The 15572-nt window shown below is 57.9% G+C and carries 16 protein-coding genes; 8 read left to right on the forward strand and 8 right to left on the reverse strand.

Annotation, left to right across the window (positions count from 1 at the left end):
• The 4 genes from GBC55_RS25150 to GBC55_RS25165 all read left to right on the forward strand — a co-directional run.
• The coding region (locus GBC55_RS25150; protein ID WP_162440145.1) for a DUF2345 domain-containing protein at nt 1-833 on the forward strand (833 nt) is incomplete at its 5' end.
• Nucleotides 830-2731 carry a phosphatidylserine/phosphatidylglycerophosphate/cardiolipin synthase family protein gene (locus GBC55_RS25155; protein WP_162440146.1) on the forward strand — a complete coding sequence of 634 codons (1902 nt, stop codon included), beginning with the start codon at nt 830-832 and terminating at the stop codon, nt 2729-2731. The genes GBC55_RS25150 and GBC55_RS25155, both read left to right, overlap by 4 nt.
• Nucleotides 2731-4023, forward strand: coding sequence for a DUF6396 domain-containing protein (locus tag GBC55_RS25160; RefSeq protein WP_162440147.1), 1293 nt, complete (start codon nt 2731-2733; stop codon nt 4021-4023). The genes GBC55_RS25155 and GBC55_RS25160 overlap by 1 nt, the downstream gene beginning before the upstream one ends.
• An 86-nt stretch (nt 4024-4109) precedes the next feature.
• Nucleotides 4110-4571, forward strand: a complete 462-nt coding sequence (locus GBC55_RS25165; RefSeq protein WP_162440148.1) for a hypothetical protein — start codon at nt 4110-4112, stop codon at nt 4569-4571.
• Between the two features lie 323 nt (nt 4572-4894).
• On the opposite strand, the gene ampC is transcribed toward GBC55_RS25165, so the two are convergent.
• Complete coding sequence (gene ampC / locus GBC55_RS25170; RefSeq protein WP_218576871.1) at nt 4895-6037, reverse strand: class C beta-lactamase; 1143 nt, start codon at nt 6035-6037, stop codon at nt 4895-4897.
• Between the two features lie 297 nt (nt 6038-6334).
• On the opposite strand from ampC, the gene GBC55_RS25175 reads away from it, so the two are divergent.
• Nucleotides 6335-6565 carry a hypothetical protein gene (locus GBC55_RS25175; RefSeq protein WP_162440149.1) on the forward strand — a complete coding sequence of 77 codons (231 nt, stop codon included), beginning with the start codon at nt 6335-6337 and terminating at the stop codon, nt 6563-6565.
• A 206-nt stretch (nt 6566-6771) separates the two neighbouring features.
• On the opposite strand, the gene GBC55_RS25180 is transcribed toward GBC55_RS25175, so the two are convergent.
• Nucleotides 6772-7665, reverse strand: a complete 894-nt coding sequence (locus tag GBC55_RS25180; protein WP_162440150.1) for a DMT family transporter — start codon at nt 7663-7665, stop codon at nt 6772-6774.
• Between the two features lie 96 nt (nt 7666-7761).
• On the opposite strand from GBC55_RS25180, the gene GBC55_RS25185 reads away from it, so the two are divergent.
• The gene (locus GBC55_RS25185; RefSeq protein WP_162440151.1) at nt 7762-8625 is read left to right on the forward strand and encodes a LysR substrate-binding domain-containing protein; all 864 of its coding nucleotides are present in this window, start codon (nt 7762-7764) and stop codon (nt 8623-8625) included.
• Nucleotides 8626-8828: 203 nt separating this feature from the next.
• Here the strand turns inward: GBC55_RS25185 and yegQ are convergent, their stop codons facing one another.
• Nucleotides 8829-10175: a tRNA 5-hydroxyuridine modification protein YegQ gene (gene yegQ / locus GBC55_RS25190; protein ID WP_162440152.1), complete on the reverse strand. Its 1347-nt coding sequence runs from the start codon at nt 10173-10175 to the stop codon at nt 8829-8831.
• A 174-nt stretch (nt 10176-10349) separates the two neighbouring features.
• On the opposite strand from yegQ, the gene GBC55_RS25195 reads away from it, so the two are divergent.
• Nucleotides 10350-11411: an AI-2E family transporter gene (locus GBC55_RS25195; protein ID WP_162440153.1), complete on the forward strand. Its 1062-nt coding sequence runs from the start codon at nt 10350-10352 to the stop codon at nt 11409-11411.
• On the opposite strand, the gene GBC55_RS25200 is transcribed toward GBC55_RS25195, so the two are convergent.
• The 3 genes from GBC55_RS25200 to GBC55_RS25210 form a co-directional block, all read right to left on the reverse strand.
• On the reverse strand, nt 11408-11590 hold the full coding sequence (locus tag GBC55_RS25200; RefSeq protein WP_162440154.1) for a hypothetical protein: 183 nt from the start codon (nt 11588-11590) through the stop codon (nt 11408-11410). The two genes, GBC55_RS25195 and GBC55_RS25200, sit on opposite strands and share 4 nt — an antisense overlap.
• A 99-nt stretch (nt 11591-11689) precedes the next feature.
• Nucleotides 11690-11884 (reverse strand): hypothetical protein, encoded by a 195-nt coding sequence (locus tag GBC55_RS25205; protein ID WP_054053875.1) that lies wholly within the window; start codon nt 11882-11884, stop codon nt 11690-11692.
• Nucleotides 11885-12149: 265 nt separating this feature from the next.
• The gene (locus tag GBC55_RS25210; protein WP_162440155.1) at nt 12150-12530 is read right to left on the reverse strand and encodes a hypothetical protein; all 381 of its coding nucleotides are present in this window, start codon (nt 12528-12530) and stop codon (nt 12150-12152) included.
• Between the two features lie 244 nt (nt 12531-12774).
• On the opposite strand from GBC55_RS25210, the gene GBC55_RS25215 reads away from it, so the two are divergent.
• Nucleotides 12775-13593 carry a shikimate 5-dehydrogenase gene (locus GBC55_RS25215; protein WP_162440156.1) on the forward strand — a complete coding sequence of 273 codons (819 nt, stop codon included), beginning with the start codon at nt 12775-12777 and terminating at the stop codon, nt 13591-13593.
• Nucleotides 13594-13639: 46 nt separating this feature from the next.
• On the opposite strand, the gene GBC55_RS25220 is transcribed toward GBC55_RS25215, so the two are convergent.
• Together GBC55_RS25220 and GBC55_RS25225 are read right to left on the reverse strand one after the other, a co-directional pair.
• Nucleotides 13640-14287: a DUF480 domain-containing protein gene (locus tag GBC55_RS25220; RefSeq protein WP_162440157.1), complete on the reverse strand. Its 648-nt coding sequence runs from the start codon at nt 14285-14287 to the stop codon at nt 13640-13642.
• A 43-nt stretch (nt 14288-14330) separates the two neighbouring features.
• Nucleotides 14331-15524: a GAF domain-containing sensor histidine kinase gene (locus GBC55_RS25225; protein ID WP_162440158.1), complete on the reverse strand. Its 1194-nt coding sequence runs from the start codon at nt 15522-15524 to the stop codon at nt 14331-14333.
• Between the last annotated feature and the right edge of the window lie 48 nt (nt 15525-15572).

Here is a 15572-nt window from a genome sequence, read left to right on the forward strand (position 1 = left end):
TGCTGCTGAGCGCACCGCAAGGCATCGCCCTCAGCAGTGGCAATCATCTGCAACTGGCGGCGCAAAATAACCTGATGCTCAACGCCGGTGGCGAGGCCGACCTCAGCGTGGTCAAGCGCCTGTTCATCGGCGTGGGGCAGGGGCTGAGCCTGTTCGTGCGCAAGCTCGGCATCAAGCTGATCGCCAATCAAGGTCCGGTCCGTGTGCAGGCACAGAACGACACGCTGGAATTGATGGCGCGGCACGGTCTGGACATCACCAGCACCGAAGACGAAATCCGCATCACCGCCAAGAAAAAAATCACCCTCAATGCCGGGGGAAGCTACATCACGATGGACCATTGCGGCATCGAGTCGGGCACGGTGGGGGATTACAAGGTCAAGTCGGTGCATTTCGCCTACAGCGGCCCGGCCAGCCTGACTGCTGCGCATCCGGACTACCCGAAAAGCCTGTCCAGACAAACGCTGCGATTCAACGTATCACAAGCGCCGAATGCGAACCGCCAAGTTTGGGCGGGCATGCCCTACACGCTATACGCCGATGGTGCCGAGCTCCAGCGAGGCGTGCTGGACGCTTCGGGGCAGTTGCTGATCGATCATCAGGTGGTGACACGGGGTTACCGGTTGGTCATGGCCAACGGTGTGAGCTACCAGGTCCCCGTGCCTACCGATTACTGCAACGCCGAACAAGCGCACCTTGCCAATCGAGGCCTGCACAACCACTCCGCGCAAGCTAATGCCGAGGTGAGCCAACCGGCATCGCACACGGATCATCGAGGCCTGTATGCCTCGTTGATGGAAGGCATCAGTGATCAGGAAGAGAAAACACCATGAGCCAGTACGAGATAGTCACACCGGTCGCACTCCAGCACACCCAGGAGGTGACCTGTACCCCGCCCTGGTATGTGCGGGACACCGAATACCCGCCCGCCTTGGCGACCTATCAACCATTGATCAATGGGGAGGAAACCTTTCTAGCGGTACACAAGGCCATTTCACAAGCCAAGGCAACTGTCGACATCATCTGCTGGGGTTTCCAGCCGTCGATGTATTTCATCCGCGACGGCCTGTCGCCGTGTATCGGTGATTTGCTGATCGCCATGGCTCGCGAAGGTGTCAAGGTGCGAATACTGGGCTGGGAAATGCCCTACAACACCGCAGGCAAAGCAGGAGAAGCCAACCTGCCCGGCAAAGGCCCCTTCCGATACTACGACCGGGAGATGCAACCCTCCACGGATGATCAATATGCCTATGACCGCCAGTGGTTTGCCAACTGCGCGGTGGCCGACTACATGGCCGTTGGGTTTCAGGCCGCTCGCGGCACACCAGTGTTTGTCAGTCGCGGTTTCAGTATGTTTGAACGGGCCGAAATAGCCCACCAAGCGATGTACAAAAGTCTCGACCCGCAGGTCAGCGCCACGACGCAATTCATCCTGACGGCGACAGCGACCCATCATCAAAAAACAGTGCTCGTCGATTATGAATTGCCGGACCGCGCCGTCGGTTTTGTGATGGGTCACAACATGCTTGACGAGTACTGGGACACCGATGCGCATTCGGCACTGAACCGTGACAAGGACGCCAAGCCCGCACCCGATAAGGGCCCGCGCGGTGATACGCCACGTCAGGACATTTCAAGTCAGGTCAGTGGGCCGATTCTGGAACACCTGCACCACAACTTCGCCAGCGCCTGGCGCAAGGAAACCGGCGAGGACTTGCTCGATTTACGCCAAGCCAAATCTGTCGGGCCGCAACTGCAATGTACCCCGCAAGCCACCCGGCAGCTGGCGCAGATCCTTCGCACCCAAGCTCAGGAGGGCAAACGCGACATCGAAAAGCTTTACCTGCAAGCCGTCAACAACGCGAGCCAGTTCATCTACATCGAGAACCAGTACTTCCGCTGGCCGCCCTTGGCCGAACTGATCAAGGCCGTCGCCGCCGGCCAGACCAAGGCCGGGCGCGACCCTGCCATTCATGGCTACTTGCACCTGTTTGTGATCACCAATGCAAGCAAGGCCGGCATAGGCTCCGGCACCGTGAACACCCAGCGCATGCTCGAAAGCCTTGGGCGTGGTCAGACCATGCCAAAGATCACCGAGTTACGGCGTATTGAAAAGGAAAAAGCAGACGCCGCTGCGTTGGAGTCCAGTCTGGTTGAACGCCTGGAACAGCACGCCTTGGTCACCTTGACGACCCTAACCGACGCATTGGGTGGGACCGATCTCAGCGAGAAGGCCAAGGAAGCACGTGATGAAGCCTGGCAAAACAGTTGGCGGCAAACTTCGCTCGAAACACAAATCAAGGAGACCGAAAGAGATGCTTTCGTTACTCCCCCGGAGTTACCTGGCCTGAAAGTTCACGTGTGCTCGCTGGTCGCGCCCGATTCGCCGGCCGGTCAGCCCTGGATGCCGGTGTACATCCATTCCAAGTTGATGATCGTCGATGACGTGTTCACCACGCATGGCTCGGCGAACATCAACACTCGCAGCATGCAGGTGGATAGTGAGCTGAACATTGCGCATGAGTGGGCGAGCGTGACGGAGGCGTTGCGGCGGCGGTTGTGGGAGATGCATACGGATAAAAAAGGAGTGCAGGACAACCCTGAATCTGCCTTCAAGGCTTGGCAGAAGATCATTGATGACAACAAAGTCTTCCAAGAAGACAAGGACGTGCCCTGTGCTCCACTCGTTGAGTTCTATTTCGGCGAATCCGACCTGTCGGACCTCGACTGATGCGCCGGATCTTGTTGCTGTCATACCTGCTGCTTGTCGCCTGCGATACCAGTAATCCTACTTCTACTTCCACCAAGGAAACGCCCTTGAACCCTTTAACTGAAGCCAAAGCCAATATGGCTTTCAAGTGTATGCACGAGCAGATTCCTGCGGCCTCTGCCGAGGCCGATGTGCTGTTTAAATACGCACGCTGGTTACAAAAGAACAATCAACTCAAACAGGACAAGGCTGTCGATGCAGAGATTGAACGCTTGTACCGCATCGCCAGTGAGAACGGTCACTTCAAGGCCAATATCAATTTGCAGAACGGTTCGATGCGTGGGTATTTCAGACTCCGTGGGGAAGAGCACTTGCGCATGAGTGAGCAACTGATCAACGCGGGAGTGGCAACGGGTTATTACTTTGTCGGCATTTTCCTGCAGAACGGTTCGGCAGGTCTGCAGAAAGATCACGAAACGGCGTTGCGTTACTACCGCAACGCCGCCGATCAAGGTAGCGCGCAAGCTCAGGCATATATCGCCGATAAATTAGCACCGATCGATGTTGCCCCGGATGTTGCGCGGAAGTTGCGCCATTGCGCAGCTGAACAAGGTCACGGTAAAGCAGCCGTCGTCTTGGGCGTCCACTTTAAGAACAGAGGAAAGTACAAAGAAGCTCTGGAGATTTTTCAAGAAGGTGTCGCTGCAGGTGATGAGAACGCGGCTGGTCGGCTAGATGATGGGTTCCGCGGGCCGGACGCAATCGATCATCTGAATTACCTCGGTCAACCCGAAGACCTCGAACGCGCCGATCGCTACAACAAAATCTGGAAAATCCTCTCGGACTACTCCTACGCCAACCCCAAAGTCCCCGAGATCAACGAGATCGTCCCGTTGCCACCCGCCAAACTGCCCGCTTGGGACGGCAAGCTCCAATGGCTCGAAGAACGCCTGGCCAATATTTCGCCAGAAAAGCCCAGCGAAGCACTGATTCATCAGCTGGCCAAGGCCAAAGTCCTGGACCCTGCCACCGGCCGGCCCATGCCAGGCTCCTCGGCCTTTATAAAGATCGACGCCATCAAAAGACCGAGCTGCAACAGCGGCCAAGCCTGCACCCATACCGGTTACTGGCAGGCGGAACGTATCGTCGGCCAATCTTGCTCGTACTTGGAAAACGGCGAGCCTCGGCGTTTCGAGAAGGGCGAGATCATGCCGACTTTGAACGTCAAGCATCATCACAGCCGATTTCTGCTGGCCGATCGAGTGGCCATCGAAGAAGAAAAGGTTGAATGGAGGCTTCTTGGTGAAGCTTAAAACTGCCTGATCTTTTCGTTAGGTGTGGTGTTGATCGAATACGACGAATCGAACGTCAGTGCACTTTATTTAAAGGGAGCAACACAATGAGCAAGTTTGAAAGCGACGACATAACGATAGCGTTTGACCCAACGCCCCCAGAAGCTGAAGTAAAGGGTAAAAGCATTGTTCAGTTAGACAGCCAGGGGAATTTTATTGAAGCTCATTCTCATGGCAGCTTCGTGGAAAAAATTGAAGGCGGTATGAGGCTCACGCGTCCGGACGGGGCAACGATGAACCTGATTGACGGTAACGTGACCATTGAAAATCTTGTCCCCAAATCAGTAGGAATTCTGGATTTGTCCGACGTCGAGTCATTTGCAGTGCGAACTGTGAATAAGGCACGGATATACCGCATAGATTTTTTTGGGGGCGGTCATATTGAGGTCGCGTATTCGCAAGACGGTCAGGTGCTGAAATACACCGGTCGAAGCTTGAAACAGACACTTACCCAAGACAACGAAATTATCGTTAGCCGGCTTCATGCCGCAGGTGATCAAGTGTATTGAATTCAGGGAAGTCTCGATAAGCATCGAGCAGGCTGGCAATCTTTTAGATGTCGGAAGCGTTGGCGGGCAGAGCCTGGAAAGGTTTGCGAGCCATCACGACCCCAAAGATTCACAGGCTGGCAAAAGACCAAAAGATCGCAGCCTCGTTTCACTCGACAGCTCCTACAGAGGTATGCAAAACCCTTGTAGGCGCTGTCGAGTAAAACCTGAACACGAGGTTTAACTGAAACACCTCAGTGCCTGAATTTACGACTGCTTCGGTCGAGCGCGACCCCGGAGCCGAACGCAGCCTCGCAGGCTCGGCAGCTGCTACAGGGGATGGGTTATTTGGCCAAAGCAGTCAGTATCGTGTGAGCAATTTTGATCCGCTCCGGGATCGGGAAGTTTTTGTTGGCCAGAATCACGATGCCGATGTCTTTGGATGGCACGAAAAGCACGTAGGTGCCAAAGCCACCGGTGGAGCCGGTTTTGTTGATCAGCACGTTGTCGGGTTGAGGCTCAGGTGGGGTCAACCATTCGACCTTGTGCGCTTGCATGGCCATTTCCGTGGAATTGCCTGCCAGCAGTTTTTCCAGCGTGATGGGGTAGGTGTAGCGCTCCCAACCCAGCCCTTGGGTCATGCCGCCGACGGTGTAGTAACCGGTGTGAGTCGTGGCGATGGCCTTTTGCAATGGCTGTTCAAGGTTCGACGGTTTCAGGTTCGCCTCAACGAACCGAAGCATGTCCGTGGCGCTGGTTTTCACGCCGTAGGCTTCTGAGTCCAGCGCTCCCGGGCTGACCCTGACCGGTTTGTTTTCCTTATCGTAACCTTGGGCGTACAGGCCCATTTCGGCCTGCGGAACCTTGAGCCAGGTGTGCGACAACCCTAATTTTGGCAGTAAGGTTTTTTCCATCACTTCATCAAACGGCGCTCCCATGCGTTGGCCCGCCAGGTAGCCGAACAGCCCGATGCTCGGGTTGGAATACTGGCGGTGGGTGCCAGCACCGTAGGTCGGCTTCCACTGCTTGAAGTAGCCGAGCATTGTGTCCGGCGTGTCGAACTCCGCGGGGAATTGCAACGGCAGGCCACCGGCGGTGTAGGTGCCCAGTTGCAGCACGGTGATGTTGTCTAATGCGCTGCCTCGCAATGCCGGGAGCACCTGGCTGGCCTTGTCCGAGAGGGAAAATTTGCCGGTCGCGTTGGCATAAGCGGCGAGGGTGGCGGTGAAGGTCTTGCTGACTGAGCCGATCTCGAACAAGGTGTCCTGAGTGACCGACTGGCCGGTTTCCTTCGAGGCGAGGCCGTAATTGAAGTAATGGGGCTGGCCGTTGACGGTGATTGCGATCGCCATGCCGGGAATCTGCTGTTGCTGCATGATCGGCGTGACAGCGGCCTGCACAGCGTTGTCCAGACGTTCGTCCGCCATGCAGTGACCGGCGACGAGTAGAAGTGCGAACGTGCTGCAGGATTTGATCTTTATAGCCATATCGAAGGGACGTTCCATAAGTCTGGTGAACATGAATCGCTGCTCTCCGGGCGATTGTCCAGGAGTGCCGTTTGCGCCTGCCGACCCATAACATCCGGGTCGATCTGGCGGTCGAGGGCTCGATTATGCCATTCGTTTTGGCGTCTGGACTGCCCGCTGTTTCGATGGCCGCGTTCAAGGAGTGGTTGCTTGAAGTTGCGCGCCGCCGCCGTTCGTCAACTCGATAGCACGCCCTCTGCGCGTTCGTTTCAAACGAGTACGGCCCAGATTTGCTGGACCTCATCAATGAGGTGCGTCATGGCTAACGAATCAACGTTCCAGGGTGGAACACCCAACACCGACCCAACCAGGCCCATCCCCGGCACCGACGAGCCGACGATGGATCACGACGCACCTCCAGGCATGGACCCTTCGCGGGATCCGGCGGAAGCCGATGCGGATCGACCCGAAGACTGGAAGGATCCGACGGCAGATGAAGACATGCCGCCTGCGGATGAACCTACCCCGCTGTCCGATGACAGGCGATAAACAGAACCCGGCCAGTGTGCCGGGTTTTTTGTGTGCGCCCGGTTGACCGCGTCATCGTTCATCGCCAGCAGGCTAGCTCCCACACTGATTGCATGAGCACTGGAGATCCATTGTGGGAGCCAGCCTGCTGGCGATAGCGGACGCTCAGGCAACACAATTGTCGGCTGTGCCACCGTCATCGCGGGCAAGCCATGCTCCCACAGGAATCAGACACTGGCGGAAATTGCTACCGGCCTGCGCTCCAGATTCAATGCCAGCACACTGACCAACACCACTACTGCGCCTACAACAATCATCATCGTCGGACGTTCCCCCAGTGCAAACGAAGCGATCGCCATGGCCGTTGGCGGCACCAGGTACAGCGTCATGGTCGCCCGGCTCAGATCAACGTGAGCCAGCACATACGCCCATGCCAGGTAGGCGAGTGCGCTTGGAAAGACGCCCAACGCCACCACTGCCAACTGCACATGAACCGGTGCGCTGACCACCTGCGCGGCCAGGCCAGGCAGATAAATCAGCAGCAATACCGTCCCCGCCCACACGGTGTAGCAAACGAGGGTCAGGCCGTCGTAGCGTCCGGTGTGATGCTTTTGCAGCGCAAAGTAGAAACTCCAGGACACCGCCGCCAGCAAAATCAACAAGCCGTGGGCGTCGATGCTGCCGAAGCCACGATCGCCGGCCACCACCGTGACGACGCCGATCAATCCCAGGAAAACACACCCCCAGCGCCACACACTCACCCGGTCCTTGAAAACAAAACGCGCCAGCAGCGTGCTGAACAGCGGAGTGGTTTGCGCCAGCACACTGGAGGCGCCGGCGCTGACACCTTGCTGGCCAAAATTGATCGCGACGTGATGCAGGCTTACGGCGAAAAAGCCGAGCCCGAACAGCAGGGGCACGTCGCGGATGCGCGGCAGGTGGATGCCCTTGAACGCTGCGACGACGGCCATGAATGCCGAAGCCACCAGGAAGCGCAGTAACGCGAGGTGGCCCGGGTCATAGGCTTGCAAGCCGATGTGAATGCCCGTGGGGGAGTAAGCCCAGCAGGCGACAACAAAAGCCATCGACAGCACGATTTGCAGGGGGCGCGAGGGTTTCATGGGCGTAGACCTGTGTGGGAGTGCGGTGAGTATCGGAACCCTGATCGCTCTCAACAACTGACTTATACTGCGTGAAATGTTCATTTTTGGTGATGTATGGAGCTGGCGCAGATTCGCATGTTCAAAACCGTTGCTGACGTCGGCAGCATCGCCCGGGCGGCCGAGCTTTTGCATTGCGTGCCGTCGAACATCACGGCGCGGATCAAGGCACTGGAGGCGGAATTGGGGGTGGCGCTGTTTCTGCGCGAGGGGCGCGGGCTGAGAATCAGTCCTGCGGGGCAGACGTTTCTGGTGTATGCGTCGAAAATCCTGGCGCTGACCGTGGAAGCGAAGCGTGCGGTGGATCCTTCTGCCGAGCCGTCCGGTCCATTGCGTATAGGCGCCATCGAGTCCTCAGCGACGGGGCGATTGCCACGTTTGTTGGCCCGGTTCCACAAGCGCTATCCCGCTGTTGCGCTTGAATTGACCACCGGGACCTGGAGCCAGCTGCTGGATGACACGCTCAATCACCGGCTTGATGGCGCGATCGTCGCAGTGGATGTCGAGCGCGCGCAACTCAAGCGCACGCCGATGTATCGCGAAGACCTGTTGCTGATTGCCTCGACGTCTCTGGGGCCGGTGCGTGATATCGCGGATTTGCACGACAAGACGGTGTTCATGTGGCCTCAGGGTTGTCCTTATCGGGCGGCGCTTGAGCACTGGTTGCTGCGCCAGGGGCAGGCGCTGCCGATTGTCAGCCTGGCCAGTTACGGTGCCATTGTCGGCTGTGTCAGCGCAGGGGCAGGGGTGGCACTGGTGCCCAAAGGGGTGTTCGATCAATACGCCAAGGGCGCGGGCTGTGTGGGGTATGAGTTTGCTGAACTGACGGCGATCGAAAACCTGTTTTACTGGCACGAAAACGCCGGCGTTCACCCGGCGCGGGAAGCGTTCGTCGGGATGCTGCGGGAGGAGTTTGCGTAAGTTGATGAGGCGGTATTGCCAAGCTTGGACCGGCTATCCACAACTCTTATGAAGATCGCTAGCCTGTGGCGAGGGAGTTTACTCCCGCTGGGTTGCGCAGCAGCCCCGTGCATTCTTCAGTTGTACCGCGTCGTCTGGTTTTGCGACTGCTGCGCAGCCGAGCGGGAGTAAACTCCCTCGCCACATTTAGATGTCGCCTCGTATCATCGTGTTTCAGGCTGACCGTCGCCACCGGCCACATCGCGCATCAACAACCCAAACTTCAATTCCACCGCCTCCGGTATCGGCAGGTACACCGTGTGCCCATCCCCCGGTGCCACTGCAATAGCTTCGCCTTTACCGTTCTGCAGTTGATGCAGATCGAAATGAAAGTTGCCCTTGGGTGTCATCAATTCCATGTGATCGCCCACACCGAAGCGGTTCTTGACCTTGACCTCGGCCAACCGGCCCAGGCGCTCGCCGGTCAGTTCGCCGACGAACTGCTGGCGCTCCGAGACCGAGCTGCCGTTCTGGTAGTTCTGGTATTCGTCGTGCACGTGACGGCGCAGGAATCCCTCTGTGTAACCGCGCTGGGCCAATGATTCCAGGTCGGTCATCAGGCTGCGGTCGAAATCACGTCCGGCCACTGCGTCGTCGATGGCCTGGCGATACACCTGAGTGGTTCGCGCGCAATAGAAGTGGGATTTGGTACGACCTTCGATTTTCAGTGAGTGCACGCCCATCTGCGTCAAACGCTCGACGTGTTGCACGGCGCGCAGGTCCTTGGCGTTCATGATGTAGGTGCCGTGTTCATCCTCGAACGCCGGCATCAGTTCGCCTGGGCGATTGGCTTCCTGCAACAGGAACACCCGGTCGGTCGGCGCGCCGATACCCAGGGTCGGCTCTGGCTGGAAGGTCTGGACGATCTCGCCAAGCTGGTTTTGCGTGGCTTCCTGGGCCGAATACTTCCAGCGGCAGGCGTTGGTGCAACTGCCCTGATTGGCATCGCGCTTGTTCATGTACCCCGACAGCAAACAGCGGCCGGAATAAGCCATGCACAGCGCGCCGTGGACAAACACCTCAAGCTCCATGCCCGGCACTTGCTGGCGGATTTCGGCAATTTCCTCCAGGGACAGTTCCCGCGACAGGATGATCCGGCTCAGGCCTTGCTGTTGCCAGAACTCCACGCTCGCCCAGTTCACTGTGTTGGCTTGCACCGACAGGTGGATCGGCATCAGCGGGAAGTGCCGGCGCACCAGCATGATCAGTCCCGGATCGGACATGATCAGCGCGTCCGGGCCCATGGCAATGATCGGTTCGAGGTCCTTGAGAAAGGTTTTCAGCTTGGCGTTGTGCGGGGCAATGTTCACCACGACATAGAAGCGCTTGCCCAGACCCTGGGCTTCGCGAATGCCGACCGCGAGATGGGCGTGATCGAACTCGTTATTGCGCACTCGCAAGCTGTAACGCGGCTGTCCGGCATAAACCGCATCGGCGCCGTAGGCGAAGGCATAACGCATGTTTTTCAAGGTGCCGGCAGGGGCGAGCAGCTCTGGGGATGAAAGGATCATGGGTAGGTGGTCGCAAAAGCCGCGCAGAGTAAGCGGCTTGAGCCGAGGGTTTATTGATCTGGATCTATGCTTGATGAACAGACGGATGGCACTCGCGCGAACCGTGGCGGACTAAGCATCAGGACCGCTCTTAACGACAAGAGCGTGCCCCCTGCGGACTGACATGGATCGGACATGAACGAAAAGACATTACAGAACAAATCACTGGTGATACTGCTGTTTGTGGTCACCGCCGCCTTTATCTGGATCTTGCTGCCCTTTTACGGGGCCGTGTTCTGGGCGGTGATTCTTGGAATCGTCTTTGCGCCGTTGCAAAGACGCCTGCAAATGAAGTTTTCCTGGCAGCGAAACGTCACGTCGCTGTGCACCTTGGGCGTGTGCCTGGTGATCGCGATTTTGCCGGTGATCATCATCAGTGCCTTGCTGGTTCAAGAGGGAGCCGTGTTCTACAAGAACGTGGAAAGCGGCGAGCTGGATATCGCGGCCTATGTCGCGCAGTTCAAACACAGCCTGCCGATGTACTTCCAGCACTTGCTCGACCGGTTCGGCATGGGCGAGCTGAACGGATTGCGCGAGAAGCTGGTCAAGAGCGCAATGACCGGTGGCCAGGTCCTGGCATCCCAGGCATTCAGTTTCGGCCAGGGCACCTTTGAGTTCATCGTCAGTTTTTTCATCATGCTGTACCTGCTGTTTTTCTTTTTGCGCGACGGTCCCGAGCTGGCGCGCAAGGTCCGGGCGGCGGTGCCGTTGCAGGAACACCAGAAGCGTCGCTTGCAGCTCAAATTCAATCGTGTGGTGCGCGCAACCGTGAATGGCAACCTGCTGGTGGCGGTCACGCAAGGTGCCTTGGGCGGTTTCATTTTCTGGTTTCTGGATATCCCCAGCGCGTTGCTGTGGGCCGTGCTGATGGCGTTTCTGTCGCTGTTGCCAGCGGTGGGGGCGGGGATTGTCTGGGGGCCGGTGGCGGCTTACTTCCTGCTGACCGGTGCGATCTGGCAAGGCGTGGTGCTGGCATCGTTTGGGGTGTTCGTGATCGGGCTGGTGGATAACGTGCTGCGCCCAATTCTGGTGGGCAAGGACACCAAAATGCCGGATTACATGATTCTGATTTCAACCCTGGGTGGCATGGCAGTGTTTGGACTCAACGGCTTTGTGATCGGGCCGCTGATCGCCGCGCTCTTCATGTCGAGCTGGGCGATCTTCAGCGAAACCAAACCGCGGGTGCAGCTGCCTTAGGCGCTGAGTCGACCCGAGTCGATGCGTTGTGACAGCGCTTTTGCCGCTGGCAGCGAGGTCAGCGGGCCACTGATGGGCTCGCCGTCCTGCATCAGATACCAGCAGGCGAGTAATCCCAGCTCTCTCAAAGGGGCGGGAACGGCGCTACCGATTACGGACATGATCTGGACCTGGGACATACATACCTCCATCGCTTGATGGAGTTACCTTACGGACCTGGCGTCAAGACGGACAATCAACGCTTTCGATAGTGGTCATTGACGCCAGTGAGTGTTGGATCAGTCGACAACCAGGTCCAGCATGTGCACCACTTCCTGCTCGTTGAGCAGGCCCTTGCGCACCAGGTTTTCCGCCAGCAGCGATAGAAACTTGGCGCTGCGATGGCCTTCCAGGTGCTTGAGTTCGGTGAGCGTGTTGTACACCTTGCTGGAAGTGCACAAGCCGACATTTCGGTGCGGGTTCTGTGTGGGCATGAGGTCGTCCTTGTTGTTATTGACCTGTTAGGGAGCGGACAGAGCCAACTGTGCGGACCCGTCATGACATAAATATGACCGTTTTCCCCAAGGCGAGGTGAGGCTGTTCAGCTTAATGTTGCCTTTTTTGGGCATCGAGACTGTCCCGACAGCGACCTTGATGGGAGGTATCCAGACACTGTACCGATGCGCGGGCACAAAAAAGGCCCCACTGATGAGGCGGGGCCTGATTGATGGCCTATAGCGGTGAGTGGCTGCAACGCTGTCAGTAGTGCCGGCCACCGTAGTAGCCGCGAGGCGGGCCGTAATAACGGGGAGGACCGTAGTAGCCGCGGGGTGGTCCGTAATACACGGGCGCCGGTTGATAATAAACCGGTTGTTGCACATAGACCGGTGCCGGCTGGTAGTAGACCGGTGGCGGCGGTTGTTGAACATACACGGGCTGCGGTTGCGCATAGACCGGTTGTTGTACATACACCGGCCGGTTGGCGTTAATCAAGGCCGAACCGACAATGGCCGAGCCGACAATCGCACCAAACACCGCTGGGCCTTGCCAGTTGTTACCGCCACCGCCATGGGCTTGAGCCTGTCCTGCGATAGCGAGGGCGCCAATCAGCAAGGCAACTGTGGGGAGTTTACGGATCATGATAATTCCTCGGTTCTTCGACCCGGCGCTTGTGTCTGCAATAGACCCAAGGATTGTCGCGGGGATACTTCTAAGACAGCGCTTTTTCGAAATTCAGCACGGCCTCAAGGTAAATTTTGTGTAAGGTCTGTACCGGCTTCCTTACGGTCGCGTTCCCCAGTGAACACAGGCCTTTATGATCGAACAGAACACGATGGACTGGCTAATCCCGTCCATCTGAAAGTGCATTTGAAGGAGAAGTTTCATGCAGATGAACCCCAACCGCGATACCCAATTGTGCATGTCGCTTTCCGCGCGCCCCGGGAACTTTGGCCTGCGCTTTCACAACCACCTTTACGAGCAGTTGGGGCTGAATTTCTACTACAAGGCCTTCAGCAGCCAGGACTTGCCCGGCGCAGTGGGTGGCATTCGTGCCTTGGGCATACGCGGTTGTGGCGTTTCGATGCCGTTCAAGGAGGCGTGTATTGCCCTGGTTGATGAGCTGGACCCTTCCGCTGCGGCCATCCAGTCGATCAACACCATCGTCAACACGAATGGCCATTTGAAGGCATACAACACCGACTACATTGCGATTGCCCAATTGCTGGAAACCCATCAAGTCCCCAGGGAATCGACGTTTGCCCTGCGTGGCAGCGGTGGCATGGCCAAGGCTGTGGCAAGCGCCTTGCGCGATGGCGGGTACAAAAACGGCCAGATCGTCGCGCGCAATGAGCGCACCGGTCGCGCCTTGGCAGAGTCACTGGGCTATGAATGGCGAGCTGAACTGGCGGACTTGCGCCCGCAAATGCTGATCAATGTCACCCCTGTCGGAATGTCTGGCGGATCAGAAGCGGATCAACTCGCGTTTGATGCTGAAGCGATCGAACAGGCCGAGACTGTGTTCGATGTGGTGGCGATCCCTTCGGAAACGCCACTGATCGTGCGAGGTCGTGCGGAAGGCAAGCGGGTGATCACCGGGCTTGAGGTCATCGCCATCCAGGCACTGGAGCAATTTGTGTTGTACACCGGCGTGCGCCCGTCGGATGAGCAGTTTCGCAAGGCCGTAGAGTTTGCACGCAGCTGACGTCTCCGCGCCGGGGGGACGTCATCGCGAAACACATTTCCCGGGTTTATTCCAGGCGGGAAAGGCGTTCTTCCAGCGCGGCAATCCGCGCTTCCAGCTCTTCGATGCGCTCCAGCGAAACACCGCTACCCGAGCCTTTTTCCGCAGGGTTCTGCCGAGCGGCGAGGATCACCTCGATGTCCGCCGGATCACCCAGGGCGTGCATGTAACGGTCTTCACGCTGGCCCGCCTGACGCGGGATCAACAGTGCAAGACCGCGAGCAATCAGGCGCTCCAGTTGATGCACCACCTGTTCTGCATCTTCGAAGTCATGCATGCGGCCGCTGCGGGTCAGCAGTTCATTGACCGTTTGCGGACCGCGCAGGAATAACAATCCCGCCAGGATGACCTGCGCCGGCACCAACTCCAGGGCCTTGTCGACTTTATGCTCCCAGCGGTCGGCGCGGCTGCCCATTACCAGTTTGGTGAACCCGCGTCCTTCAAGGGCACGCAGGCTTTGACCGACCTGACCCTGGGTGAGGTTCATCACCGGTTCACGGCTGGTTTTCTGATTGCAGGCAATCACCAGTGCATTGAGGGTCAGCGGGTAGGTTTCCGGGCTGGTGGCCTGCTTTTCGATCAGCGAGCCAAGGATGCGGATTTCCGTGCTGTTGAGCCGTGGCTCGTCGAAGGTGGTTTCTTGCTCGGTGCTCATTTTTTCTATCCCTAATTGGCAGTCGGGTCTGGCAAACCTCAACTCATACCCATTTGAATCGAGCCGGGAATCTTGCGCTAAAGCAGGTTCCCGATTCCAGCGTCGAGGTGACGCTCAACGTTCCGTTGTGTGCGGTGGCAATTTGCGAGGCGATGTAAAGCCCCAACCCCAGGCCTTCGCCCCGTTGCCCGGCTTCCGAGCGGGTAAAGGGCTCGAACAGCAAAGGCATCAAGGCGGGTGGGATCGGTGAGCCCTGATTGGTCACGGTGATCATAACCTCATCCCCCTCGGCAAAGGCCTGCACGCTGATGGGCGCTGCGGTCGAGCCGTGAGTGACGGCGTTTCCGAGAAGGTTCGATAACAACTGGCTGATGCGCAGCGCATCGCAATGGACACCGCTTGGTACATCCAGCGAGTGAATCAACTGCGCCTTTGGGTGCGATGCCTGAACTTCGTCCAGGGTCTGCTTGAGCGTATGACGCAAGTCATCGACCATCTGGCGCTTGACCGGGATCCCGCCACCCATGCGCCCTCGGGCGAAATCCAGGACGTTTTCGATCAGCACACCCATGCGTATCGAGCTGGTGCGGATGGCTGAAATAAGGCTCAGGGAGCGTTTGTCCTCGGTCTTGGTGTCCAGCAGATCGGCGCTCATGCGAATGGCGCTCAACGGCGTTCGCAGGTCATGCCCGAGCACCGCGACGAACTGCTCGCGCAGCCGGCCATGTTCATTGGCCACGACCAAGGCCTCTTTCGTGATTTCAAGGTGGCTTTGACTGTCGAGACTCATCGCAATCAGTTGCGCGAAGAGGGTGAGGGTCTTGACGATGGCAGGCTCGTCAAGGTTCGCCGGTACCGAGTCGATGGCACACAGGGTGCCGAAGAAGTCGCCATTGGCCTTGACGATGGGAATCGAGATGTAACTCTCCAGACCATAAGTCCTGGGTGTGTGATGCTGCGAGAAGATCGGATGATGGCTGGCATGACCGAAAATCACCGGCGTGCGGTGCTGGCGAATTTCGTGGCAAATGGTCGACTCCAGGACCAGTTCTCCACCGGGCTTGAGCCCGAAATCAATGGAGTCATCGACCGCGCAGGCGACCCACTTGTGCTCGGTCACTCGTGCCACGGCAGCGAAGCGCATCCCGGTGAGGTGCTTGACCATGCTCAGAATCACCGGCACCGCATCGATGCTGCGGATGGCTTCAACGTCTGGAGTGAAATCTGCGTGGGTCATTTGGCCTGGGACGGAAAGGAATTTGATCAGAGATTATCCCTAATTCCT

Origin of the sequence: Pseudomonas sp. TNT3, assembly GCF_010095445.2 — a bacterium.
Taxonomy (GTDB): domain Bacteria; phylum Pseudomonadota; class Gammaproteobacteria; order Pseudomonadales; family Pseudomonadaceae; genus Aquipseudomonas.

Coding starts and splice junctions, on each gene's coding strand:
- GBC55_RS25175 (WP_162440149.1), top strand. CDS start 6,335: ATGGCTAACGAATCAACGTTCCAGGGTGGAACACCCAACACCGACCCA.
- GBC55_RS25210 (WP_162440155.1), bottom strand. CDS start 12,530: ATGATCCGTAAACTCCCCACAGTTGCCTTGCTGATTGGCGCCCTCGCT.
- GBC55_RS25220 (WP_162440157.1), bottom strand. CDS start 14,287: ATGAGCACCGAGCAAGAAACCACCTTCGACGAGCCACGGCTCAACAGC.
- GBC55_RS25195 (WP_162440153.1), top strand. CDS start 10,350: ATGAACGAAAAGACATTACAGAACAAATCACTGGTGATACTGCTGTTT.
- GBC55_RS25185 (WP_162440151.1), top strand. CDS start 7,762: ATGGAGCTGGCGCAGATTCGCATGTTCAAAACCGTTGCTGACGTCGGC.
- GBC55_RS25225 (WP_162440158.1), bottom strand. CDS start 15,524: ATGACCCACGCAGATTTCACTCCAGACGTTGAAGCCATCCGCAGCATC.
- GBC55_RS25205 (WP_054053875.1), bottom strand. CDS start 11,884: ATGCCCACACAGAACCCGCACCGAAATGTCGGCTTGTGCACTTCCAGC.
- GBC55_RS25165 (WP_162440148.1), top strand. CDS start 4,110: ATGAGCAAGTTTGAAAGCGACGACATAACGATAGCGTTTGACCCAACG.
- GBC55_RS25160 (WP_162440147.1), top strand. CDS start 2,731: ATGCGCCGGATCTTGTTGCTGTCATACCTGCTGCTTGTCGCCTGCGAT.
- GBC55_RS25180 (WP_162440150.1), bottom strand. CDS start 7,665: ATGAAACCCTCGCGCCCCCTGCAAATCGTGCTGTCGATGGCTTTTGTT.
- GBC55_RS25215 (WP_162440156.1), top strand. CDS start 12,775: ATGCAGATGAACCCCAACCGCGATACCCAATTGTGCATGTCGCTTTCC.
- yegQ (WP_162440152.1), bottom strand. CDS start 10,175: ATGATCCTTTCATCCCCAGAGCTGCTCGCCCCTGCCGGCACCTTGAAA.
- GBC55_RS25155 (WP_162440146.1), top strand. CDS start 830: ATGAGCCAGTACGAGATAGTCACACCGGTCGCACTCCAGCACACCCAG.
- ampC (WP_218576871.1), bottom strand. CDS start 6,037: ATGGCTATAAAGATCAAATCCTGCAGCACGTTCGCACTTCTACTCGTC.
- GBC55_RS25200 (WP_162440154.1), bottom strand. CDS start 11,590: ATGTCCCAGGTCCAGATCATGTCCGTAATCGGTAGCGCCGTTCCCGCC.